This window comes from Clostridium sp. (genome assembly GCF_016650035.1).
Classification (GTDB): domain Bacteria; phylum Bacillota; class Clostridia; order Clostridiales; family Clostridiaceae; genus Clostridium_AD.
The window spans coordinates 1-24,446 of the sequence record NZ_JAENWM010000058.1 but is presented as its reverse complement, the minus strand read 5'-3'; the positions used below and the strand labels follow the sequence as shown (position 1 = coordinate 24,446).

Genomic DNA, 24,446 nt, shown 5'->3' with positions numbered 1-24,446 from the left:
AGTAATAGTTGAGGATATAAACCTAAGAGCAATGGCTCAAACATTAAAATTAGCTAAAAATCTTACTGATAATGGTTTTGGTATGTTCAGAAGTTTTCTAAACTACAAATTAGAAGATAAGGGAAAACAACTTATCAAAGTGGATAAATGGTATCCCTCATCTAAGACTTGTAGTAGTTGTGGGAATATAAATGAAAATCTGCAGTTAAAGGATAGAATATATATCTGTGAATATTGTGGTCTTAGTATGGATAGAGACTTCAATGCCAGTATAGATATAAAAGAGGTTGGTTCTACCTTGTTAGCTTGGTAAATTTATCTCCGCTAGGAGATACTACCCAAGAAGCTTCCACTTCTATAAGTGGAAGTGAGTTCACATTAACATCTTTCAAAAAACAATTAATGAATATTCACATTTAGAAAAATACAGAATATATTATAGTATCAGATACAACTTTTATAAGTAACCCCAGTACTTAAGTAAAAGTTTGATTTTAGAACTTTTGCTTAGACACATTCAAATAAATAGACTAGCATACAGATCTTTCATTTATTTGAGCATTGCTTTTGAAAAAGGGGGGAATTTATATGAGTCATAGACATAGAAGCGATTGTTGTTGCAATAGTTGTTGCAACAGACCTGTTTCCAACTGCGGAAACAACTGTGGTAATAGCTGCGGCGGTGGCATTGGCAGCGGTGGCGGTACTGGTATCTGGTTAATTCTTTTACTTTTAGGAATTGGCGGCGGCGGCAACTGCGGTGGCGGTTGTGGACGTGGTGGTTTCGGTTTATTTTAACTTCTAACTAAAAAAAGAAGCACTGCTAATAGAATTATTATTAGCGGTGCTTCTCTTATACTTATATATAAGCCATAGATTTTTTTTATTTGTACATAATTTCTAATTGTTTTTGAATTTCATCATTTTCTACAAATTCATCATAAGACATTTGTTTGTCCATTATTCCCTTAGGTGTAATTTCTATTATTCTATTTGCAACTGTATCAACTAACTGATGATCGTGTGATGCAAACAAAATTGTTCCGGTATAAGTATTTAATCCATTGTTTAAAGCAGTAATGGACTCTAAGTCTAAATGATTAGTAGGCTCATCTAAAATTAATACGTTAGCATTACTAAGCATCATTCTAGAAAGCATACATCTAACCTTTTCTCCACCAGAGAGCACACTAGATTGTTTAAGAGCTTCTTCTCCAGAGAAAAGCATTCTACCTAAAAAGCCTCTAATAAAGCTTTCTGCTTTTTCCTCTGAAAATTGACGAAGCCAATCAACCAAGCTGCAATCAACATTATTAAAATATTCTGTGTTGTCTTTTGGTAAATAAGCTTGCGTTGTAGTTACTCCCCATTTAAATTCTCCAGCATCTTGCTCCATTTCGCCCATTAATATCTTAAATAGGGTAGTTTTTGCTATTTCATCTATGCCAGTAAATGCAATTTTATCTCCCTTGCTAACTATAAAAGTTACGTTATCAAGAAGGGTTACTCCATCAACAGTTTTACTTAGGTTTTCAACTGTTAATAAATCATTTCCAGCTTCTCTTTCTGGCTTAAAGCCAAGAAAAGGATATTTACGAGAAGAAGGTTTTATATCATCCAAAGTCAATTTATCCAATTGCTTTTTACGAGAAGTAGCTTGTTTTGCTTTGGAAGCATTAGAACTAAATCTAGCAATAAAGCTTTGTAAATCAGCAATTTTTTCTTCTTTTTTCTTATTTTGATCTTTTGCGAGTTGAAAAGCTAATTGACTAGACTCATACCAAAAATCATAGTTTCCAACAAATAGTTGAATTTTACTAAAGTCTATATCTGCAATATGAGTACATATTTTATTTAAAAAATGTCTATCATGAGAAACAACTATAACAGTACTGTCAAAGTTCATCAAAAAGTTTTCAAGCCAATTTTTAGATTTAATATCTAATCCGTTTGTAGGCTCATCCAGAAGTAAGATATCTGGCTTACCAAAAAGCGTTTGAGCAAGAAGTACCTTTACCTTTTCTGCTCCTGTTAGTTCCTTCATTTTTTTGCTTTGAAGCTCATCATTTATACCTAGTCCCATTAGAAGTGTTGAAGCTTGTGATTCAGCTTCCCATCCGTTAAGTTCTGCAAATTCTCCTTCTAATACTGATGCCTTAATTCCATCTTCATCAGTAAAATCTGGTTTTGCATATAAATCGTCCTTTTGTTTCATTATTTCATAAAGTCTTACATGACCCATCATAACTGTTTCTATAACTTCATTTTCATCAAATTCAAAATGGTCTTGCTTTAAAAATGCCAGTCTTTCTCCTGCTGTAATAAAAACTTCACCTGTATTAGCTTCAATTTCTCCTGATAATATTTTTAGAAACGTTGATTTACCAGCACCATTAGCGCCAATTAATCCGTAACAATTACCTGGAATAAATTTTATATTAACATTATCAAATAATTTACGTGCACCATATCTTAAACTTATATTGTTTGTACTAATCATATATTTATAACTACCTCCGTATATTTAAGTAATTTCATTATAGTCAAAACTACTCAACCATTATATCACAAGCATGGACAGTAGGCTAATGTAATTTTTTTCTTGTTTGTTTTAATACTATTTTTTAAATTTTGATGTTTTTCCGTGAGTCCTAGGTTCTATAATTTTTCCCATGTATATATCTTTTTCAAAAATTTCTATATTAAAATCTCTCTCATAGTTTTTAATAAGATCAAGCTCTCTTTCTTCTGCTATGGATATGGCTACACCAGTTTTACCCATTCTTGCCGTTCTTCCTACTCTATGCAAATAATCCTTTGAATTCTCTGGTATATCAAGGTTAAATATATGTGATACCCCGTCAATTTGAAGCCCTCTAGCTGCTAAATCAGAAGCAACTAAAAGTTGAATTTTGCCTGAATTAAAATCCTCGAGAGCTTTCTTTCTATTTTCTTTTTCAGAGCTTCCATGAATTCCTTCTACTTTTAATCCATGATAGTTAAGCTTTGAAGTTGTAATTTCCACCTCATCACTTTTATTAATAAATATTATCGCTTTCTCGGGATTCGTAGCACTTATAAGTTTTCTCAAAAGGATCATTTTATCTCTCCTCTCAACAAGGAAATACATGTGATCTATATTAGGATTTACATGACTTTTGTCACCTACCTTAATTACCTCAGGGTCATTCATCAAAGTTTTAGCAATTTCTATGGCTTTAAGTGATACCGTAGCCGAAAACAACATAATTTGTCTATCCCTAAGAGTAGTTTTTATTACTGCCTTTACTCCATCAATATTATTTTCATCTATCAATCTATCGCCTTCATCTATTACTATGGTCTTAACGAAGTGTGATTTTAGTTTTTTCATAGTTATAAGCTCTAAAATTCTTCCTGCAGACCCAACCACTATGTGTGGTTTGCCCTTAAGTGCCTCTAGCTGCCTCTTAATATTAACATTACCAATTATACAAGTAGATTTTACAAGGCCTCCAGTGTTCTTAGATAAGAGTTCTATCTGATTATGTATTTGAACTGCAAGTTCATGAGTCGGAGCAAGTATAATTGCTCCTATATCCTTTGACGACGTGTCTATTTTTTGAAATATAGATAATAAGTAAGCTAATGTTTTACCTGTACCTGTTTCTGATTCTCCTATGATGTCTTTGTTTTCTAGTGCCATCGGAATAGCCTTTACTTGGATTTCAGTAGGGCTTTCTATTCCTTGTTTTTTTAAACCTTCTATAATGTTTTCTTGTAATCCTAGTTCATTAAATAATTTATCCATGTTTTCTCCTCTTTTTCTAAGAAATTTTATTGTTAGCGTGTTTGAATATAGCTGCTTTTATAGCTAAATAATCTATTTCCTCTGGCAAGGCTTCTTTGATAGGTTTTAACTTTGAAGCCCCTATTTTTTCTATGACTTCAATAATAAGTGCTTCATGATGTTTTGGAATAAAGTCATCTAAATTAACATCAAAACCCTCATAAGCACATTTTAATATATGGTCTTGTACTGTAAGACTTTTTAGGTTTCTATCACACATTATATCATCTATGCTTTTTCCATCTTTATACATATTATAAGTAATTACATAGCTCGGCATCTTTTCATCATTTTCCAGTTCTACTGCACATTCCACTCTATCATTATTATAAGCTTCTTCATTATATAATATTTCTGGCGCAAGTTCTATATTATTTTCCGACATGTACTTTTTAATAACCTGAATGAATTCTTTACCATACTTTTTAAGCTTAGATTCTCCTACCCCTTTGATATTAAGCATTGCACTCTCATCTACTGGGAGATATTCACTCATCTCTCTTAGAGCACTATCAGCAAAAACAATATATGGTGGAACTTTTTCCCTTTCAGAAATTTCTTTTCGAAGACCACGAAGTATTCCAAATAATCCTGCATCCACAACTGCTTTAGCTTTCTTTTTCTCAATCTTCTGATATACTTTTTCCTGATTTTTTAGAACAGATACTGCTTTCTCCTTTAAATGAACCACTGGGAACTTACCACCATCTAGGAAAAGATAATCTTCTGCCGTAAGAACATTTATAAGATCTTTTATCTCTTTAACAGTATATTGCTTTATTATTCCATATGTAGAAAGCGTGTCAAATCCCAATTCCAAAACTTTTTTGTTTTTTGATCCGCGTAAAACATCTGCAATTAAAGAAGTACCATACCTCTCTTTCATCCTAAGGATACAAGAAAATATTTTTTGAGCCTCAATAGTTATATCTGCAAGTTCACTTTCGTCATTACATGTACTACAATTATCACATTTATCTTGAACCTCTTCTTCACCAAAGTACTCCAAAATAAACTTACGAAGGCATCTAGAGGTATGTGAATAATCCACCATAGCTTGAAGTTTTCTATATTCATTTATTTTTCTTTCTGGAGATTCCACACTTTGTTCTATAAAAAATTTCTGAAGTAAAACATCTGCAGCAGAGAATAGTAGTGTACATTCACTAGGCTCACCATCCCTACCTGCACGTCCTGCCTCTTGATAATATGCTTCCATACTCTTTGTCAAATTATAATGAATTACATATCGTACGTTTGATTTATCAATTCCCATTCCAAAAGCATTTGTAGCAATAATAATGTCTATATCATCAAATAAAAACTTTTCTTGGTTTTCTTTTCGCACCGCATCTCCCAGCCCTGCATGATATTTCCCAACATTATATCCTTTTTTATTCAAAAGTTCATAAAGATTATTTGTTTCTTTTCTTGTAGCAGTATAAATTATCCCTACTTTATCTTTATTATTTTCAATATATTTCAAAACAAAATCTCTTTTGTTTTCTCCACGAATAACAGTAAAGCTCAAATTCTCTCTATCAAAACCAGTTACATAAACATCCGGTTCTCTGAGTTCTAGTGACTTTATAACATCCCGCCTTACTTCCTCCGTTGCTGTGGCAGTAAAAGCCGCTATAATTGGCCTTGTAGATAATTTTCTTATCAAACTATAAATTGATGAATAACTAGGCCTAAAATCATGTCCCCATTGAGATACACAATGAGCTTCGTCAACAGCCAAAAGCGATATGGTTAATCTATTTAACATATTACAAAAAAATTCTGATCCTAGTCTTTCAGGGGCAACGTAAAGAAGCTTAAACTCGCCTTTTGAAGTCCTATCAATTCTTTCATTAACTTCATTAATGGTTAATGAGCTATTTATATATGTTGCCGCTATACCTACACTATTTAATGTGTCTACTTGATCCTTCATAAGAGATATAAGTGGTGATACTACAAGTGTAACTCCCTCAAGCATTAGTGCGGGGATCTGATAACACACAGATTTACCTGCGCCTGTAGGCATTACAGCAAAAGTATCACGCCCACTTATAATGCTCTGTATTACATCCTCTTGTCCTTTTCTAAAACTATCGTATCCATAATATTTTCTTAATTTTTCTTGTGCTTCATGCAACATATATTTCTACCTCTCATCCATAATAATCACTTATAATAGTATAACATTATTTTCAAAAGTTTGTTCGCAATACTTTAGACAAACGATATACTCTTATTTATCTTCGTCAATTTTATGATGTTTAAAACATACTACTAAATTTTTATTATAAAATAAAACGACTTAGTCATATATCTATCACATAGTAAAAAATAATGTCTTATATGTAAACTATATAAATTTATAATCTTTACCCTATTAATCACTGGACATTTTCACTTTATTAATTTACTATTAATTAAGAGAATTCTATTAATTATATTTTAAACTATAGAGGAGGTTATAATTATGGCAACTGCACATTCATTTGACATAGTATCAGATGTAGATATGCAAGAAGTAGACAATGCAATAAATCAAGCATTGAAAGAAATCAAACAAAGGTATGATTTTAAAAACACTATTACTGAAATTACCTTAGGTAAAGATGATATTAAAATAATATCTGATGATAATTTTAAATTAAAAGCAGTTATAGAAGTTCTTATCGGTAGACTTATAAAAAGAGGTATATCTGGAAAAGCATTAGACCTAGATAAAGAGGCTCCTGAAACTTTAGGGTCTGCTAGACAAACCGCTAAAATTGTAAAAGGTATTTCTACGGAAAAAGCAAAAAAAATAATTGCAGAAATTAAATCAAGTAAAATCAAGGTTCAAGCTCAGATTATGGATAATCAACTAAGGATCACTGGTAAAGACCTTGATGATTTGCAACAAGTAATGGCCCTTGTGAAATCAAAAGATTTTGATATTGCACTACAATTCACTAATTATAGATAAGTTATATATAAAGAGGTTGGTACATTTTAATGTACCAACCTCTTTATATTGAATTGCATCCTATAGTCTATATAATTTTACATTAATTAAATTCCAGTAAATTTATTGTATTTTTTCTTAAAATTGGGTATACTATATAAGGTATTACAAAACTGTTTAAAATGACAGTCAATTATAAATATTTAGCATAATACGTAAATGTTTGTTAATTTTTATTTTTTTAATTAAATATTCGGATAAACCTATTGACGTTTTATGTTATATTTGCTACAATTTAATTATAAATAAGTCGAAAGATGTTTAAGGAGGAATTTATTATGAAATCAACAGGTATTGTTAGAAAAGTGGATGAACTTGGAAGAATTGTTATTCCTATAGAATTAAGAAGAACTTTGGATATAGATATCAAAGATGCTTTAGAAATTTATGTAGATGGCGATCAAATAATTCTTAAGAAATATGAGCCAGCTTGTATTTTCTGTCAAAATGCAAGAGACGTTGTAAATTACAAAGGTAAGAATATTTGTAAAGAATGTCTTGCTGAATTAGGTTCAGGCAAATAATTTATAAAACATAAAAAAAGAGATATCCTAATGGGTATCTCTTTTTTATGTTTTTAATCTAAATTCGCTACCACACTTTGAACAAGTTACAATAATTTTACCCTTAGATCTTGGTATTCTTAATTTTTGCGAGCATTTAGGGCAGGTAGTTATTATATATTTTCTTTTTTCTCTTAATTTATCCATAGGATTATAACTTTTGATTTTATTGTTATTTTGTTTCAAGTACCTTTCCATAACTTGTTTTAACTCTTTAACTTTATGATTAAATTTTCTTTTTATACTTTCGAAAATATATCTTTCATTATTTCTCTTATACACATTTGTAGACTTACTTCTCCAAATTGAATAGACAATAAGTGCTGCACCTAAAATCCACAAATCTCCAGTTAAAAACAAAACTATACCTCCTATTAAGGTTGTTTTTGAAAAACTATCCAAGCCATAAAATTCTCTAGCAAATTTAACAGACATTTATACTATTCCCCCTATTATTCTATGAAAGATACCAATCTTTTTCTATCTCCCTTATTAGTCTTATACCTTATTTTAGCACTATAAGTCACAAATTATTATTAACTTTCTGTAAAAGTATTTTAAACAAAAAAAACTTGTGCAAAGCTCAAGTTTTTTACTTTATGTGTTTTATTAAATAGCTTAAATTCATTTTTGCCAAAATTCATAAACCTTATCTTTTGCCTCAGTGTTATTATTTGTTTTATCATAATGCTCCCATTCCTTTGGGTATAACCTTCTATATCTTTGCTGTAGAAATCTATCATCTATTAAAAGGACGATTCCTCGATCCTCTTCTGTTCTAATTACTCTACCCGCTGCTTGTAGCACTTTATTCATACCTGGGTACATATATGAGTATTCATAACCGAAATTATTTTTATTATCATAATATTCACGAATAATTTCTTTTTCAAAGCAAATCATAGGAAGCCCTACACCGATTATTACCGCACCAATTAATCTGTCCCCCTTTAAATCAATACCTTCAGAAAATATACCACCTAAAACTCCGAAACCTAAAATATTCTCATCTGGATTACTATTAAAGTTTTGAAGAAATGTTTCTCTATCATTTTCCGTCATAAAATTTGTTTGAACACACAGCTTAATATCTGGATACTTTTCATTAAATTGATTACTCACGGCCTCCATATATTTATACGAAGGAAAATACACCATATAATTTCCGTTTTTAGCATTTATTACTGAATATATGTACTCTACTATTTTAGGATAACTATTTTCTCTATAATTATATTTGGTAGATATGTCCTTTGCTATCATTAATTTAAGTTTATTTTTATCAAATGGTGAATCTAGGGTTAAATGGTAATCTTCACTTTCTCCACCCAAAATTTCTTTGAAGTATAATAGTGGTAGTAGCGTTGCAGAGAAATACACTACAGACCTTCCCCTTTTGGATGCCTCTCTTAAAAGCTTAGATGGGTCTAAACAAAATATTTTAAGGGTTACGTCATTCTCTATAGTCTCTACGTAGGTTATGTATTTTTCATCATAAAGCTCGGCAATATGAATAAAACTGAGAGAATTAAAGTACAGTTCTAAAAAACTATCATATATTTCAGATTTTTCGTTTTTGGTCAGCCATACTTCTAATAATTTAGTAAGATTATTAAGAAGATTATATATATCCACAGGCTCAGAATTCTGTTTATAATATCCCTCTTCATTACACATTTTTTTCATACTATTCATAAATGTATTTAATTTATTCAGTGCTTTGTACAAGTGGTCGTCCACACCTTTTATGTCTCTTTTAAGTCCTAGAAGCAGCTTTTTATGGATTGTAGCAGAAAACATTTCTCTAGCCCTATCTACTAAGTTATGAGCCTCATCAACCAATATAGTATAGTCACCATTGTTATCCATAAAGAATCTCTTTAGATATACCCTAGGGTCAAATACGTAGTTATAATCACATATAACACAATCAGACCATAGCGTTAAGTCCAGCGAGAATTCAAAGGGACATATTTTATACTTATTTGAATAGATTTCAATTATTTCTCTAGTAAATGTATTTTCATTATCTAGAATATCAAGAAGAGCTTCATTAACTCTATCAAAATGTCCCTTTGCAAATTTACATTGTTCCGGGTTACAGGCACTACCTTTACTAAGACATACTTTATCCTTTGCTGTTAGTGTAATAGTCCTGAATTTAAGTCCATTTTCACTCATTTTTTCAAAAGCTTCTTCTGCAACTTGCCTTGTTATAGTTTTAGCTGTTAAATAAAAAACTTTTGAAGTATGACCTTCTCCCATGGCTTTTACCGTTGGAAATAGTGTAGATATAGTTTTACCAATCCCTGTAGGGGCTTGCAGAAATATTTTCTTACCCTCTACAACTGTTTTATATATGGATACAGCTAACTCTCTTTGCCCTGCTCTATAATCCAGAAAAGGAAATTTCAAATCTTTTATACTATTATCTCTTTCTTCATTCCACATACTGGTAATATTTGCCCATACAAAATAGCTAGAAATAATTCCATCAAAAAACTCTTGAAGCTGAGAAGTAGCAACACATTTAATAAATCTCTTGATTTTTTCAGTATTTATATCGTAATAAGTTAATTGAACATTAACACTTTCAAGATTATTCTGCACCCCATATATATATGCATAACACTTAGCTTGGGCCCAGTGAAGTCCATTATAATCCTCTTCTATAAGTTCTAAATCTCTAGTAACTGTTTTAATTTCATCTATGGTGACGACCTTATTCTCAATTAGAATGCCATCAGCACGACCATCAATTACAATTGTGCCACCATTATATGGTATACTATGTTTTAAACTAACTTCAGCTGTGTATTCTTGTCCAAATATTATAGAATACTTTTCTCTATTTTCCTTTTGGATTTTTTGATGAGCCTTGGTACCTTCCACAGCCCTACTGCTACCCCTAAACCTCATATCTAAATCACCCGCTCTTAGTACAAACTCTACTAAATTACGAACTGATATTTTTATATCTTTAATTTTCTCCATAAACTTTACCTTCTTTGATAAATAAAATCTTCATGCATAAATTTTAGTTATTCTTTTGAGACTCTATTTCCTCATCTAATTCATTCAAATATGTCCATCGTAGCATTAGATTTTCAATTTCAGCCCCTACACTCTTTTGCTGCTTTACTAGTTTTTCTAAATATTCAAAATCACTACTTCCACCATTTATTTTTTCATTGATTTCTTCTAATTCTAATTCTTTTTTCTCAATTAAATCATCAATTTCTGCGTATTCTTTCTGCTCTTTAAAAGTAAACTTCAAAGGCTTATCTTTTTTTCCATCGTCATTTTTACTTTTTTTATCTTCTTTATCTGCTACATCATTATCCACAAGTAAATTGGAATTCTTTTCTATATATTCTTGATACTCAGAATAATTCCCTACAAATTGAATTATTTGTTGATTTCCTTCAAAACTAAATATTTTTTCAGAAACTCTATCCAAAAAGTATCTATCATGAGATACAGCTATTACAACCCCTGCAAATCCATCTAAGTAATCTTCGAGCACTGCTAATGTCTGAATATCAAAGTCATTGGTTGGCTCATCTAAAAACAGCACATTTGGAGCTTCCATAAGAATTCTTGCAAGGTACAATCTTCTTTTTTCTCCACCAGATAATTTGGATATAAAAGAGTGCTGTGTGGTTCCATCAAATAGGAATCTCTCCAGCATTTGAGAAGCAGTAATCTTTTCTCCATCACTAGTAGATATATATTCTGCTGCTTCTCTAATATAATCAATGGCCCTCATATTTTCATCCATAGCACCATTTTCTTGATGAAAGTATCCGATTTTAACTGTCTCGCCCCATTCTATTTCCCCAGAATCTTGACTTATCACTTTACTTAAAATATTCATAAGAGTAGATTTTCCGATGCCATTAGGTCCTATAATACCCACTTTGTCTCTCTTAGTAAAGATATGACTAAAATCTGCAATTAGTTTATTTTCACCATATGCTTTATAAATTTTATCTACATTAATAATTTTCTTCCCAAGCCTAGTGGAAGCTGAAGATAATTCTATCTTTTCATTTGATATATCAATTTGTCCTTCTTTAATTACTTCGAACCTATCTATTCTAGCCTTTTGTTTTGTGGTTCTAGCTTTTGCTCCACGCCTTATCCAAGCTAATTCCTTTTTAAATAATCCCTGCCTTTTCCTCTCAAGCGAATCCATTAACGCCATTCTTTCAACTTTTTTTTCTAGAAACACACTATAATTTCCCTGGTAACTATATAAAACACCCTTATCAAGTTCTAGAATCTTATTTGTTATCCTATCTAGAAAATATCTATCATGGGTAATCATAAGTAGCGCACCTTTTCTATTATTTAAAAAATTCTCTAACCAATCTATTATTTTATTGTCCATATGATTTGTAGGCTCATCTAAAATTAATAAATCCGAAGGAGTAATAAGTGCACTGCATAAGGCAACTCTCTTTTTTTGCCCGCCGGAAAGGTTTCCTATTCGCTCTTTAAAATTTGTTATGCCAAGCTTTGTAAGTATAATTTTAGCTTCATTTTGAACTTGCCATCCATTAATTGCATCCATTTTATTATTGAGATTCATTAAGGACTTTTGGAGGGACTCATCTTCTGGAGTCTCCTGTAATTTTTCTATAATAACTTCATATTCTCTTATAACCTTCATAACGTCAGTATCACTTTTAAAAATTTGCTCTAACACTGTGGCTTCTGGGTCAAATTCGGGGTCTTGAGATAAATATTCTATATTAACCATACTGCCCTTTAAAATCCTTCCGGTGTCAGGAACTTCAAATCCAGCTATTATTTTAAGGAAAGTAGATTTACCTGTACCATTAACTCCGATTAATCCAATTTTATCCCCATCACTTATGCCTAGCGATGCTTTATTAATGAGTATTCTCTCACTATAACTTTTACTCACTTCTTCTATTGTTAACAAATTCATATACAAGTACCATCCTTTTCATGTTATAACTTTATACTCTAATTATACTCAAAAAAACACCCCAGTGCTAGTGGAAATTTATCATCGACAAATTACTCACTACCTCCAGGGCATATTGTTTAAAATACTCATAAAGCTTTCTATAAAATTAATTCATCATTTATTTTTTATACGCATTTAAAAGCGGATTATTAATTTTCTTTTGTTTAGCTAAACTAATTTGGTACTCTACTAGCTTGTTTTGTAAATCAATTACTTTATACTTAGAGGATTGTAGTTGAAATCTCATTTCCTTATTTTCTACTTTGATTTTTTTATTACCCTCAACATATTCTTTAGCATAATCTTCCATAGCTTCCAATTCTTGCTTACTTTTTATGTTCTCTTGCTCTAAGGTTTTTACATAGTCACTATTTTCTATGTTTTTGCATTTATTCAGTAGCTCTTGGTTATATGCTTCCATATGGTTTAGCTGTTTTTTAAGACCTTCTAATTGCCCTATTAATTCCTCATCGTGTTTTTCTAAATCTGCAACCTTACTTGAAAGTTCCTTGCAAATTGAATTGCTTTTAAACGTTTCATCGCCTAAATTTAGAGCAGTTAAAATTGCTGCTGAGGAAGTGTTAAGCTTTTCATTGTTGCCCATAATGCTCTTGATTTTCTTGTCAACATAGCTAGCTACAACATGTAAATATTCTTCCTTTTCATTGCCTTTTAAATTGTATTCAATACCATTGATCTTTATTGTTACAATGTTCATCTAAAACACCCTCTTAGACAGATTAGTTACATTCATTGTACCACAATATAGTTTTTATTAAAACCAATATTTTCAAATTATGCAATGAAAATATAATCCCCTTATTGCTAAGGGAATTATGCTTATAATTTTTATCTAAGCTCAGCACCTAATTTATGCTCAAGGGTTCTTAATATTTTTTCATGTACTTTATTTACTTCCTCATCCGTTAATGTTTTATCCTCACGTCTGTATACTATAGCATAGGCAATACTCTTCTTACCTTCGGCTATTTGTTTACCTTTATACACATCGAATAACTTAACACTCTCTAATATATTACCACCTTGTTTTACAATTACATCTTCAATATCTTGAACTAGAATTTCATCTTCAACTATAAGTGCAATATCCCTTGTTACAGCTGGAAATTTTGGAAGCGACTTATATTTATTACTTGAACCTGCATATTTATATAATAAATCTAGGTTTAATTCTGCTATATAACATCTCTCTTCCACTTCATAATTCTCTGATACCTGGGGATGAATTTCTCCAACCACTCCTATTAATTGCCTTTTCACGTATAAATGCGAAGTTTTTCCAGGATGATAAGTTGGATTTTCGCATTCTCGTTTAAATGATGCATTTTTTATTCCTAAACTATCTATTACATTTTCTACCGCACCTTTTAAATCAAGATAATCAACATTTCCATACATTCCTATTGTTAATATGTTTTTTTCTTCTGGAAGCTTATTTAAGTCCTCGTTAGGTATATAAACCTTACCTATTTCAAATAATCTAGCCTCTTCATTATTTCTTGAATAGTTCCTACCCAATGATTCCATCATAGATGATATAGTTGTAGTTCTCATTATACTATAATCTTCTCCTAAAGGATTTTTTATAGTAACTACATTTCTAAGCTCACTCTCCTCTGGAACTAAAATTTTATTAAACATTTTAGGGCTTACAAATGAGTAGCTTATAGATTGATTAAGTGCACTACTAATTAGTGATAGCACTACTTTATCTTCTAATTTTTGCTTTTCGCTTTTTCCACTCCTAGAAGTTTCACATTTGGGAAAAGTAGATGGTATATTATCATAACCATGTATTCTAGCTATTTCTTCTGCTACATCTTCTTTTATATTAATATCAGATCTAAATGTAGGTACCTGTATAATTAAATAATTACCTATTATTTCTGTAGCTAACTCCAATCTATCAAGGTATATTTTCATATCATTCACAGATATTTCTGTTCCTAAAAAGCTATTAATCCATTTATAGTCTACTTCTAAACTATGAGGTTTTAGCTTTTTAGGATATACATCGATACATCCTTCCATTATTTCGCCAGCACCTAATTCCTGGATTAAATTGCAGGCTCTATCTATTGCCATTTGGGTGAGACTTGGATCTAAATCTTTTTCATACTTTGTAGATGCATCTGTTCTTAAAGATAATTTTTTAGAAGATAATCTTATGTTAACTCCATTGAAGTTTGCACTTTCAAATATTACTTCCACAGTATCTTCTTTAATTTCAGAATTTAAGCCTCCCATAATACCCGCAATGCCTATAGTTCTATCTCCATCTTTTATAGTTAAAATGCTTTCATCTAATTCTCTTTCTGCTTCATCTAATGTAGTGAATTTCTCTCCAATGCTAGCTCTTTCAACTACTATATTATTAGTAGTAATTTGCCTAGCATCAAATGCGTGCATAGGCTGACCAAGTTCAACCATTACAAAATTTGTAATATCAACTATGTTATTTATTGGTCTCATATCTGCCTCTAGAAGTCTTTCTTGCATCCATTGTGGAGATGGCTCTATTTTAACATTTTTTACACCCTTTAACATGTATCTTCTGCAAAGTTCATCTTTAACCTGAACCTTATATATTTCTTCCACATTCTCAGTGGAAGTAGCTTTATAATCTAGCGGTGGTTTTCTATATTCGGTGCCTAAAGTTGCAGCAGTTTCTCTTGCTATACCGAGAATACTATTACAATCTGGTCTATTAGAAGTTATTTCAAAATCTATTACTACACTTTGAAGTTTTAAAACTTCTTTTATATCTTTTCCAATAGCTGTGTCCTGTGGAAGTATCATAAGTCCATGAACTGGTTCGTCCCCTGCAATTCCGAGTTCTTCCTCTGAGCAGAACATGCCATTTGACAGAATACCACGAAGCTTACCTTTTTTTATTTTTAATCCACCATGTAAGCTTGATCCATGGAGTGCAACAGGTATAATATCCTGTTCACCCATATTAGTAGCTGCTGTAACAATTTGTATTGGCTCCTTTAGTCCTACATCAACTTGACATACAACCAACGTGTCAGCATCTGGGTGTTTTACTATTTCCATTATTTTTCCTGTTACAACATTTTGAATTTCAGCACCTGATATAATAAGTTCTTCTACTTTTGAACCAGACATAGTCAATTTGTCAGAAAGTATCTTTGGTGAAATATCTATATCTACATAATCTTTAAGCCATTTAACTGGAACTTTCATTTAATAACCTCCTAGTATGCAATTTATATTTTAGAATTGTTTTAAAAATCTCATATCACTTTCGTAAAGAGCTCTAATGTCATCTATTCCATAATTCAACATTGTAATTCTATCTAGTCCAAATCCGAATGCAAATCCACTATAAACTTCAGGGTCAATTCCACAATTTCTTAAAACCTGCGGATGAACCATTCCACAACCCAAAAGTTCTATCCAGCCACTACCACTACAAACTTTGCAGCCTTCACCTTTACACACAAAACAAGTTGCATCCATTTCTGCTGAAGGTTCTGTAAATGGAAAATGATGTGGTCTAAACTTTGTTTCCATTTTATCTCCAAACATTTTATGTGTAAATAGCTCTAGAGTTCCCTTTAAATCAGCAAAAGTAATACCCTTATCAACTACCAGTCCTTCAATTTGATAAAAGATTGGTGAATGAGTAGCATCTAATGCATCTGAACGATACACTTTACCTGGAGAAATCATTTTTATAGGCGGCTTCTGTAGTTCCATAGTTCTTATTTGCACTGGTGAGATTTGTGTTCTTAAAACTATACTATCATTTATGTAAAAAGTATCTTGTTCTCCTCTTGCAGGATGATCCTTAGGTATATTTAACGCCTCAAAATTATAGTAATCCTTTTCTACCTCTGGACCCTCTTCAATAACGAATCCCATAGATAAAAATATTTCATTAACTTTTTCAAGAGTTAATTCTAGTGGATGTCTTTTACCTACTGTTTGTTTTTTCCCTGGCATAGATATATCTATAACTTCACTTTTTAGTTTTATTTCTCTTTCAATATTTTTTAAACCATCTGTGGATTTAGTTATAAGAGTTTCTATACTCTCCCTAACTTCGTTTGCAAGTTTACCAATAATTGGTCTCTCTTCACCTGATAGCTTACCCATTCCTCTTAATATTTGTGTTAGTTCTCCTTTTTTGCCTAAATACTTAACTCTGATATTTTCTATTTCCGTTTTAATAGCAGCTACTTTTAATTCTTCTAAAGCTGCAGCTTTTATAATTTTTAATTTTTCCTGCATGATGAATGCCCCTTTCATATTTATGTAATTTTTAGATTCTGTACTTTTTTATAAAACAAAAAAAATCCGCCCCTTATGAAGGGACGGAATATCCGCGTTACCACCCTAATTGACTGGAAACCAGTCCTCTTAGATAAAATTATCGATTCTAACCGCTAACAGTTACTTTATTTCACTGTTAGAACTCCGGAGTGAATTTCAATATAAAAACTTTTTAAGTAAGCTCTCAGTCAAAGGCTTCTTATCCCTGTACCAATTTTTACATCTACTGTCTCCATCACAGTTTATTGCTTATTAATTTATGAAAGTATAAAAAACATTATAACCGTAAACAATAAAAATTTCAACTATAAACTAATAATTATATATTATTTTTTTGTCTCACTACTTCATATATCATAATTGACGCTGCCACTGCTGCATTTAGAGATTCTGCACCACCAGGCATAGGGATTTTTATTTTAAGATCAGATAAAGCGTACACATCTTCGCTTATTCCATTTCCTTCATTTCCAACAGATATAATAACTTTTCCCTTTAAATCTATTTCGTAAAAATTTTTATCACATTCCAGTGAACTAGTAACTAATTTAAACCCATCATCTCTAAGTTTTTTTACTGTTAATAAATCACTATCATAAATAATAGGCATTTTAAAAATAGACCCCATTGTAGCTCTTAAGGTTTTTTCATTATAAATATCCACTGTTCCTTTTGTAATTATAACTCCCAGAGCCCCTGCTGCATGAGCAGTTCTAATTATAGTTCCCATATTTCCAGGGTCTTGGATTTTATCAGCTAGCACATAAAATCCATCCTCATATCTAACTTCTACCAGCTTATTTCTAACTATAGCAATAATCCCTTGCGGATGTTCTGTATCGCAAATACTTTTAAATAAGCTATCACTGGTGCTATAAACTTTAGTGTTTTTCTGTATCTTCTTTTTCACAGAGGAGTTTTCATATTTAAACTCACCACTAGCACTTATGAATATTTGAGCTACTTCAAAATCAGAATCTAATGCCTCTTCCGTAAATCTAAATCCCTCAACTAAAAACAAATTGTTATCTTTTCTATATTTTTTTTCCTTTAGTTTCTTAATCTCTTTGATTAATGAATTGTCCTTGCTCCCAATATACTCCAAATTGAATACCCCTTATTTAACTAGATTTTCTAATTTATTTAGTTCTTCAATATTACCTATGGCCACAATAACATCACCTATCTCAATAACATTATCAGCCGATGGAGAAATATCAATATCATCATTTCTTTTTATAGCCATTACATTTATGCCATACCTGGCTCTTATATTAAGTTCTCTAAGTGTCTTATTATGCCATTCCTCTGGGCTAACAACTTCAGCTATGCTATAATCCGGAGATAATTCTATGTAATCTAATATATTTGATGACACTAAATTATGAGCAACCCGTACACCCATATCTCGCTCTGGGAAAACTACTCTATCTGCGCCTATTTTATATAATACTTTAGCATGTAACTCATTCGTTGCCTTTGTAATTACATATTTCACTCCCAGTTCCTTAACTAATAGTGTTGCTAAAATACTAGCTTGAATATTCGAACCTATACTAATAACTGCACAATCAAAATTACGAATACCAAGAGCTCTTAAGCTATTTTCATCATTTGCATCAACTTGAACTGCATGAGTCACTCTATCTGAGATATTTTGAACTGTTTCTTCATCAAAATCAACTGCTAATACATCATTTCCCGAAGAATATAATGTCTCAGCAACAGAAGTTCCAAATCTTCCAAGGCCAATAACAATAAATTGTCTTTTACTCATTAACTCCACCCCTATCCAATTAGAATTTTGCCTTCAGGATATTTTATATTTCCAGATTTAAACTTTTTATTATTAGCTAGTGCAAATATTATAGTAAGTGGTCCTACTCTCCCTGCATACATTGTGATGACTATTATTATCTTCCCACCAATTGTTAAATTGGAAGTTAACCCTAAGCTTAAACCCACTGTAGCAAATGCTGAAGTAGCTTCATAAAATAAATGTTCAAAGGGAACACTTCCATTCTCTGTTATAGATAACACCATGGTAACAACTATAACAATCGTTAGGGAAATAGCAAATATTGCAAAAGCTTTATACACAAGATGTTTATTTATTCGCCTTTTAAATATTTCAGTATCTTCACGTCCGCGAGCCACAGACACTACTGTCATAAGGAGTACCACCACCGTAGCGGTTTTTATTCCACCAGCAGTAGAACCAGGCGATCCACCAATAAACATTAAAACTATTGTCAAAAATTTGCCCGCTGTAGTCATATCAACCGTTGAAATAGAATTAAATCCAGCCGTTCTAGGAGTAATAGCTGCAAAAATAGAAGATAAAAATTTGCCCTTAATAGACATTCCTTGCATAGTGGAAGGATTACCCATCTCAAAAAGATACATAAATATTGCTCCTCCAACAATTAGCCCTAAAGTCATATAAATAACTACCTTAGAATGAAGTGAAAGCCTTTTAATTGACGTACTATTATAGATTTCTACCCATACGTAGAATCCAAGCCCTCCTACTACTACTAAAGCTGACACTGTAAGTATTACTACAGCATTATCAGCATAACCAGTAAGGCTATTAAAGTTCCCCATCAAATCAAACCCAGCATTACAAAAGGCAGAGATTGCATGGAACACACTATAATAAATTCCTTTTGCTATACCAAACCTGGGAATAAATTGTGTAGATAATAGCACTGCACCTGTTATCTCAACTGAAAATGTAAACATCAATATGTATTTTGCCATTTTCACTATACCTTGTAATGAATTTGAATTCATAGCTTCCTGCATTATTAGCCTTTCCTTTAAGGTTATTCTTTTTCCTAAAAGCAAAAAAACTAGTGTAGTAACAGACATAAACCCAAGCCCACCTATTTCTATAAGTGACATTATCACCGTTTTACCAAAATAGGACCAGTATGTTCCCGTATCTACAATCACTAGACCCGTAACACATACAGCAGACGTAGATGTAAATATACAATCTATAAGTGGTGTAGATTCACCGCTTTTAGATGCTATAGGCAAGCTTAATAGTATTGCACCTATAAATATTATAGCAGCAAAACCTATTGCAAGTATCTGAACTGGAGTATATATGGGTTTCCTTTTAAGAGCTTTAATAGTTGAAGCCAAATTAATCACCTCTAAATTTTACCAAAAGTGGTATATTGCTATATTATATCACTTACCCTGTTTTTGTCAAAATGCAAGAAAAAATGTAGCCTAAAGGCTACATTTATAAATGTTTTTAAGCTTGTAATTGTTTTTTTGCAACTTCTACTAATTCAGCAAAAGCTTTTGGATCATTTATTGCAATTTCAGAAAGCATCTTTCTGTTAATATTTATGCCTGCAAGTTTCATTCCATTCATAAATCTTGAATATGAAAGATCACTTAATCTTGATGCTGCATTGATTCTAGCTATCCAAAGTTTTCTAAAATCTCTTTTCTTTAATTTTCTTCCGATATAAGCATTTCTGAGTCCTCTCATTACTGCTTCATTAGCTGTTTTAAATAACTTGCTTCTTCCACCGTAGTAACCTTTTGCAAGTTTTAATACTTTTTTATGATTTTTACGAGAGTTAACTGCTCTCTTAATTCTTGCCATTTATAATACCTCCTAAGCACCATTCAATTATAAGTATGGTAACAATTTCTTCATTGCTTTTATTTGAGTTGTTGAAACATATGTTGTTTTTCTAAGATTTCTTTTTCTTTTAGGGCTTTTCTTTGTTAATATATGACTTGTAAAAGCTTTCGCTCTTTTAAGCTTGCCTGTTCCTGTTTTCTTAAATCTTTTCGCTGCGCCTCTATGTGTTTTCATTTTAGGCATAATAAAATTCCTCCTCTCGGTTATGCTCTTTTAGGAGCTAATATCATTATCATATTTCTTCCCTCTTGTCTGGCTGGTTTCTCAACAATATAAATATCACCGATTTTCTCTACAAAAGAGCTCAATATTTTATGTCCTACTTTTGAATTTTCAATTTCTCTTCCTCTAAATCTTACTGTTATTTTTACCTTGTCTTCATCCAATAAGAATTTTTTGGCATTGCTAGCCTTAATTGCGATATCATGGTCTTCTATTGTTGCACTCAATCGTATTTCTTTAAGATTAACAACCTTTTGCTTCTTTTTAGCTTCTTTTTCTTTTTTCTGTTGTTCATAAATAAACTTACCATAATCCATTATTCTACATACTGGTGGTTTCGCTGTAGGGGACATCATAACTAAGTCTAGGTCTTTTTCTTCAGCAAGATGTAGAGCATCTTTGGTATTCAATATACCTAATGCAGATCCATCAGCTCCTATAACTCTTATTTCTCTGACCCTTATATCTTCATTCATCATGAAATCTTTGTTTTTACTAATAGTTTTCACCTCCTAAGTCTTTCAAAAAAATTTTAACTATCTAAATAAATAAAAGGACGGCATGTGCCGTCCTAATAGTAACAAATTTAAATTACTAATTAACCTGACTAGCATAACTGTTAGGTGAGAAACGGCTGTTTCTTCTTGTGGTACAGAATTTTATTATATTAAATTATTTTTCATATCTTTATTCACAACAATTCATATTATACTATTTAAATATTCGCTTGTCAATACTATTTCCTTTATTATAAATATAAAAATTTAACTAGAAGCCTATCATTCCTTTTTTTATATTTTCACAGGCAGGACACTTATCACAATAATAGACTCTATTCACAAAGACCTTATTTATAGTTTGTATTAACTCTTTATTTTTACAATTATCTACGCAGTGTATAATTATTTTTTTAGGGGCGTTGGTTATTATGGTGCTAATTATAAGTTCTTCTTGATTTTCTTTCGAATCAAATTGAACCCCCGGTAACTCCATAATCATATTTTCCATTAAATCATTTCCTTCTCTATCTCTTAAGCAATAATCTCCGTCTTTTCCGATTATTATATTAACTTCATCTACCTTGCTCTCTTGAACTTCTACAAAGTATTTTAAAAGATTTACAAACTCATCATATTCTTTTTCTACCATATACTCTTCTACAACTTTATCAACTACACATTCTAAATCGAGTCTTAGTGCTTTTGTCCTAAAGGTTAAGAATCCACTTATATTAATCTCATTATTTTCTTCGATGCATTTAGTTATTTTATCAATAACAATATTTTTTCTATTCATATAATATACCATACTAGGACCAGATATGGACCCTTCACTAAGAAGTGCTTCCACAATCTTAGGTTCAATTTGCTTTATTTCATCATGACCCAGGAAAAAATACGTTTCAGCTAAAAAACTATTCATTCCATTTTTACAAAATTCACTTATTACTATTTTATATAACATATTGGCAACATGCAAATTAAATGTTTTTATACTACTAGGGCTTAAGTTATCATCACTACAAAAGAATTTTATAAAGTGAGTATTTTCTATTATACACTCCGATATACCTATAATTACTTTTTTATTTTCAAAACACTTTTTAATGTCTTTAATATCACCCATAATGCATTCCATACTGCTATTATATACAACAGTTAATAAAAGCATCTAGCACACTCCTTTCTCATAAGATAGTATGTGTGTAATATTTGCGTATATGCAAAATAGATATAGCAATTATCGACATATTGCAAAACACCATAGTTTTATGGTATAACGTATATTATATGAAAAAAAATCAAAAGGAGTATGGTAATGAAAACTGTTATTGTTGATTTTAGAATTCATAATGAAGAAAAATTATATTTGATTTCCATAGGATATAATGTACTTATTTGCCCTCCTAGCAAACTCTTATATGAAGCCATATGTGGTCACCCTGATATGCTCATGCACATTGCTAACGGCAGTATTATAGTACATAAAGATATGGATAAAAAATTTATACAAACCTTAGAATCATTAAATTATAATGTTTATAAAACAAATGCATCACTTCAAAACAAATACCCTTACGATGTACTTCTCAATTCACTATCTATAGGTAACCTCTTTGTTCACTCCATTAATTTTACTGATACTAAACTTTTGTCACTTTTAAAAGATAGAAAACTTATAAATGTAAAGCAGGGTTATACAAAATGCTCTACTTGCGTTGTCACAAATCAGGCAGTTATAACTAGTGACATCTCTATTGCCAAAGCTTTAACTGTTGAAAAAATAGATGTACTATTAATCCCCCCTGGCGATATTATACTTCCTGGTCTTGACTATGGTTTTATCGGTGGTGCAACAGGACTTATCGAAAATAACGTGTTAGCTTTTTATGGTCACTTAGATCACTATTTGCATAGGAAAGAGGTCTTGAGTTTTTTAAGAAAACACAAGGTAGAACCTGTGTTCCTAAGGAACGGAAAACTAATTGATAGAGGCAGTATTTTTAGAATCTAGTGCTATCGCTAGTCTAGTCTAAGAGTTTTTTCATATATTATGCTATAACTAAAAGGATATGTTGCTGGAATGCTTTCACTGCACCAAGTAATTCTGCTCAACATATCCTTTTGTTAGCTTAATATAAGAAAAATCCATAGTTTGATAAGTAATTATTATTTTAATTTCTTAATTTGTTTATCAAACAACAATACAGTTATTGCTGAAAAAAAACAACTTATGGTTAATGCCTGTAGCAATCTTGTAAGCATATAGTTCTCTCTCACCATCCATCTTGGTATGTAATAAATTAAGTATCTGTCTTCCACCTTATCATAAGGTATATCATCAATTTTTAAATTTATATTCTGAATATATGTGTGCTTATGTAACTCCTGCTTATCCCTATCTAATCTTATCCTCTTACTATTAATTTCTATTGATTTATGAACTTGTTCTTCAAATTGATCACCAACAACAACATTAATACTATCAATTACTTTATTATTATCATAATCATATATAATTACCAAATCATCATCAAGGATTATTTCTTCAACTCGATTCATGTAACTACTATTGATTTCACCCTTATTCTTATTTAACTCTTTAATCTTAGAGAACACTTTTATATCCTGTTCTTTTAGCTCAGCTTCAAAAAACTCAACATTAGTCCATGCAATTATTAAAGCAATTGTAATACAACAAGTAACATACATGGGAATAATATGATCCTTTCTACTAGAAATCAATTGTATCCCTCCTTTAATGTGCAATAACTTACGATTATAAATTAACCTATAATCAATTATATCAAAGGTATAACATTAATTCCACATAAATCCATATCTAATGTAAGATAGATTATCATTCATCAAATTTACTCTCTCTTCTACAGCGATGTCAGATACTACTATTATCACACCGCTAATTCTCTCCGCTTAACTGACAAGAATTCAAATACAACTTCTACTAAAATCCTCTGATATAATTTGTAATTAATTTATGTTCAAGGTCTATACCTGCTAAGAGAGGATTATAAAATAAAAAAAGTAGCCTATCTACTGAAATATCAGCATTTAGACTACTTTTTCTTACTTTGGAGGCGCCACCCGGATTTGAACCGGGGAATGAAGGTTTTGCAGACCTTGACCTTACCACTTGGCTATAGCGCCATTAATTAAATTGTGGAGCGGAAGACGAGATTCGAACTCGCGACGTTCACCTTGGCAAGGTGACGCTCTACCACTGAGCCACTCCCGCAACATTGGTGGCTAGACCAGGAATCGAACCAGGGACACGAGGATTTTCAGTCCTCTGCTCTACCGACTGAGCTATCCAGCCTT

Annotated in this window: 21 protein-coding genes, 3 tRNA genes and 2 other annotated features; of the genes, 4 read left to right on the top strand and 20 right to left on the bottom strand. The window is 31.3% G+C overall.

Going from position 1 to position 24,446, the window contains the following annotated elements; translation table 11 throughout:
* A partial coding sequence (locus JJD95_RS13595; protein WP_291643569.1) for a transposase occupies window positions 1-313 on the top strand: 313 nt, incomplete at its 5' end.
* A gap of 570 nt (window positions 314-883) precedes the next feature.
* Here JJD95_RS13595 and JJD95_RS13590 read toward each other — a convergent pair.
* The 3 genes from JJD95_RS13590 to recQ form a co-directional block, all read right to left on the bottom strand.
* The gene (locus JJD95_RS13590; RefSeq protein WP_291643568.1) at window positions 884-2,500 is read right to left on the bottom strand and encodes an ABC-F family ATP-binding cassette domain-containing protein; all 1,617 of its coding nucleotides are present in this window, start codon (window positions 2,498-2,500) and stop codon (window positions 884-886) included.
* A gap of 117 nt (window positions 2,501-2,617) precedes the next feature.
* Window positions 2,618-3,790, bottom strand: a complete 1,173-nt coding sequence (locus JJD95_RS13585) for a DEAD/DEAH box helicase (protein WP_291643567.1) — start codon at window positions 3,788-3,790, stop codon at window positions 2,618-2,620.
* 16 nt (window positions 3,791-3,806) lie between these two features.
* Window positions 3,807-5,975: a DNA helicase RecQ gene (gene recQ / locus JJD95_RS13580; RefSeq protein WP_291643566.1), complete on the bottom strand. Its 2,169-nt coding sequence runs from the start codon at window positions 5,973-5,975 to the stop codon at window positions 3,807-3,809.
* Between the two features lie 327 nt (window positions 5,976-6,302).
* Here recQ and JJD95_RS13575 point away from each other — a divergent pair, with 327 nt between their 5' ends.
* Both JJD95_RS13575 and JJD95_RS13570 read left to right on the top strand, forming a co-directional pair.
* Window positions 6,303-6,794, top strand: coding sequence for a YajQ family cyclic di-GMP-binding protein (locus JJD95_RS13575; protein WP_291643565.1), 492 nt, complete (start codon window positions 6,303-6,305; stop codon window positions 6,792-6,794).
* A 317-nt stretch (window positions 6,795-7,111) separates the two neighbouring features.
* Window positions 7,112-7,357, top strand: coding sequence for an AbrB/MazE/SpoVT family DNA-binding domain-containing protein (locus tag JJD95_RS13570; protein WP_291643564.1), 246 nt, complete (start codon window positions 7,112-7,114; stop codon window positions 7,355-7,357).
* Window positions 7,358-7,402: 45 nt separating this feature from the next.
* Here the strand turns inward: JJD95_RS13570 and JJD95_RS13565 are convergent, their stop codons facing one another.
* The 13 genes from JJD95_RS13565 to ytxC form a co-directional block, all read right to left on the bottom strand.
* Window positions 7,403-7,831: a hypothetical protein gene (locus JJD95_RS13565; protein ID WP_291643563.1), complete on the bottom strand. Its 429-nt coding sequence runs from the start codon at window positions 7,829-7,831 to the stop codon at window positions 7,403-7,405.
* Window positions 7,832-8,020: 189 nt separating this feature from the next.
* Window positions 8,021-10,390: an ATP-dependent DNA helicase gene (locus tag JJD95_RS13560; protein ID WP_291643562.1), complete on the bottom strand. Its 2,370-nt coding sequence runs from the start codon at window positions 10,388-10,390 to the stop codon at window positions 8,021-8,023.
* A gap of 43 nt (window positions 10,391-10,433) precedes the next feature.
* A complete protein-coding gene (locus JJD95_RS13555; RefSeq protein ID WP_291643561.1) occupies window positions 10,434-12,353 on the bottom strand; it encodes an ABC-F family ATP-binding cassette domain-containing protein in 1,920 nt (639 codons plus the stop codon).
* Between the two features lie 160 nt (window positions 12,354-12,513).
* Window positions 12,514-13,113: a cell division protein ZapA gene (locus JJD95_RS13550; protein ID WP_291643560.1), complete on the bottom strand. Its 600-nt coding sequence runs from the start codon at window positions 13,111-13,113 to the stop codon at window positions 12,514-12,516.
* Window positions 13,114-13,244: 131 nt separating this feature from the next.
* A complete protein-coding gene (pheT, locus tag JJD95_RS13545; protein ID WP_291643559.1) occupies window positions 13,245-15,623 on the bottom strand; it encodes a phenylalanine--tRNA ligase subunit beta in 2,379 nt (792 codons plus the stop codon).
* 30 nt (window positions 15,624-15,653) lie between these two features.
* Window positions 15,654-16,673, bottom strand: coding sequence for a phenylalanine--tRNA ligase subunit alpha (gene pheS / locus JJD95_RS13540; protein WP_291643558.1), 1,020 nt, complete (start codon window positions 16,671-16,673; stop codon window positions 15,654-15,656).
* 76 nt (window positions 16,674-16,749) lie between these two features.
* Window positions 16,750-16,963: a binding site (T-box leader), on the bottom strand.
* A 71-nt stretch (window positions 16,964-17,034) separates the two neighbouring features.
* The gene (locus JJD95_RS13535) at window positions 17,035-17,820 is read right to left on the bottom strand and encodes an RNA methyltransferase (RefSeq protein WP_291643557.1); all 786 of its coding nucleotides are present in this window, start codon (window positions 17,818-17,820) and stop codon (window positions 17,035-17,037) included.
* A gap of 12 nt (window positions 17,821-17,832) precedes the next feature.
* Window positions 17,833-18,492, bottom strand: coding sequence for a TrkA family potassium uptake protein (locus JJD95_RS13530; protein ID WP_291643556.1), 660 nt, complete (start codon window positions 18,490-18,492; stop codon window positions 17,833-17,835).
* Between the two features lie 11 nt (window positions 18,493-18,503).
* Window positions 18,504-19,868, bottom strand: a complete 1,365-nt coding sequence (locus JJD95_RS13525; protein WP_291643555.1) for a TrkH family potassium uptake protein — start codon at window positions 19,866-19,868, stop codon at window positions 18,504-18,506.
* Between the two features lie 115 nt (window positions 19,869-19,983).
* Window positions 19,984-20,343, bottom strand: coding sequence for a 50S ribosomal protein L20 (gene rplT / locus JJD95_RS13520; RefSeq protein ID WP_291643554.1), 360 nt, complete (start codon window positions 20,341-20,343; stop codon window positions 19,984-19,986).
* Window positions 20,344-20,370: 27 nt separating this feature from the next.
* Window positions 20,371-20,568, bottom strand: coding sequence for a 50S ribosomal protein L35 (rpmI, locus tag JJD95_RS13515; RefSeq protein ID WP_291643553.1), 198 nt, complete (start codon window positions 20,566-20,568; stop codon window positions 20,371-20,373).
* A 20-nt stretch (window positions 20,569-20,588) separates the two neighbouring features.
* Window positions 20,589-21,116: a translation initiation factor IF-3 gene (gene infC / locus JJD95_RS13510; protein ID WP_291643552.1), complete on the bottom strand. Its 528-nt coding sequence runs from the start codon at window positions 21,114-21,116 to the stop codon at window positions 20,589-20,591.
* 33 nt (window positions 21,117-21,149) lie between these two features.
* Window positions 21,150-21,259 (bottom strand) — a sequence feature (ribosomal protein L20 leader region).
* A 116-nt stretch (window positions 21,260-21,375) separates the two neighbouring features.
* Window positions 21,376-22,278 (bottom strand): putative sporulation protein YtxC, encoded by a 903-nt coding sequence (ytxC, locus tag JJD95_RS13505; RefSeq protein ID WP_291643551.1) that lies wholly within the window; start codon window positions 22,276-22,278, stop codon window positions 21,376-21,378.
* A 147-nt stretch (window positions 22,279-22,425) separates the two neighbouring features.
* Here ytxC and JJD95_RS13500 point away from each other — a divergent pair, with 147 nt between their 5' ends.
* Entirely contained in the window at window positions 22,426-23,121 is a 696-nt protein-coding gene (locus JJD95_RS13500; protein WP_291643550.1) for a DUF6873 family GME fold protein, read from the top strand.
* Window positions 23,122-23,276: 155 nt separating this feature from the next.
* On the opposite strand, the gene JJD95_RS13495 is transcribed toward JJD95_RS13500, so the two are convergent.
* From JJD95_RS13495 to JJD95_RS13480, 4 genes are all read right to left on the bottom strand, one after another.
* Window positions 23,277-23,852, bottom strand: a complete 576-nt coding sequence (locus JJD95_RS13495; protein ID WP_291643549.1) for a hypothetical protein — start codon at window positions 23,850-23,852, stop codon at window positions 23,277-23,279.
* Between the two features lie 348 nt (window positions 23,853-24,200).
* A tRNA-Cys gene (locus JJD95_RS13490) sits at window positions 24,201-24,275 on the bottom strand.
* Window positions 24,276-24,288: 13 nt separating this feature from the next.
* A tRNA-Gly gene (locus JJD95_RS13485) sits at window positions 24,289-24,363 on the bottom strand.
* Window positions 24,364-24,368: 5 nt separating this feature from the next.
* Window positions 24,369-24,444 (bottom strand) — tRNA-Phe (locus JJD95_RS13480).
* Window positions 24,445-24,446 lie beyond the last annotated feature (2 nt).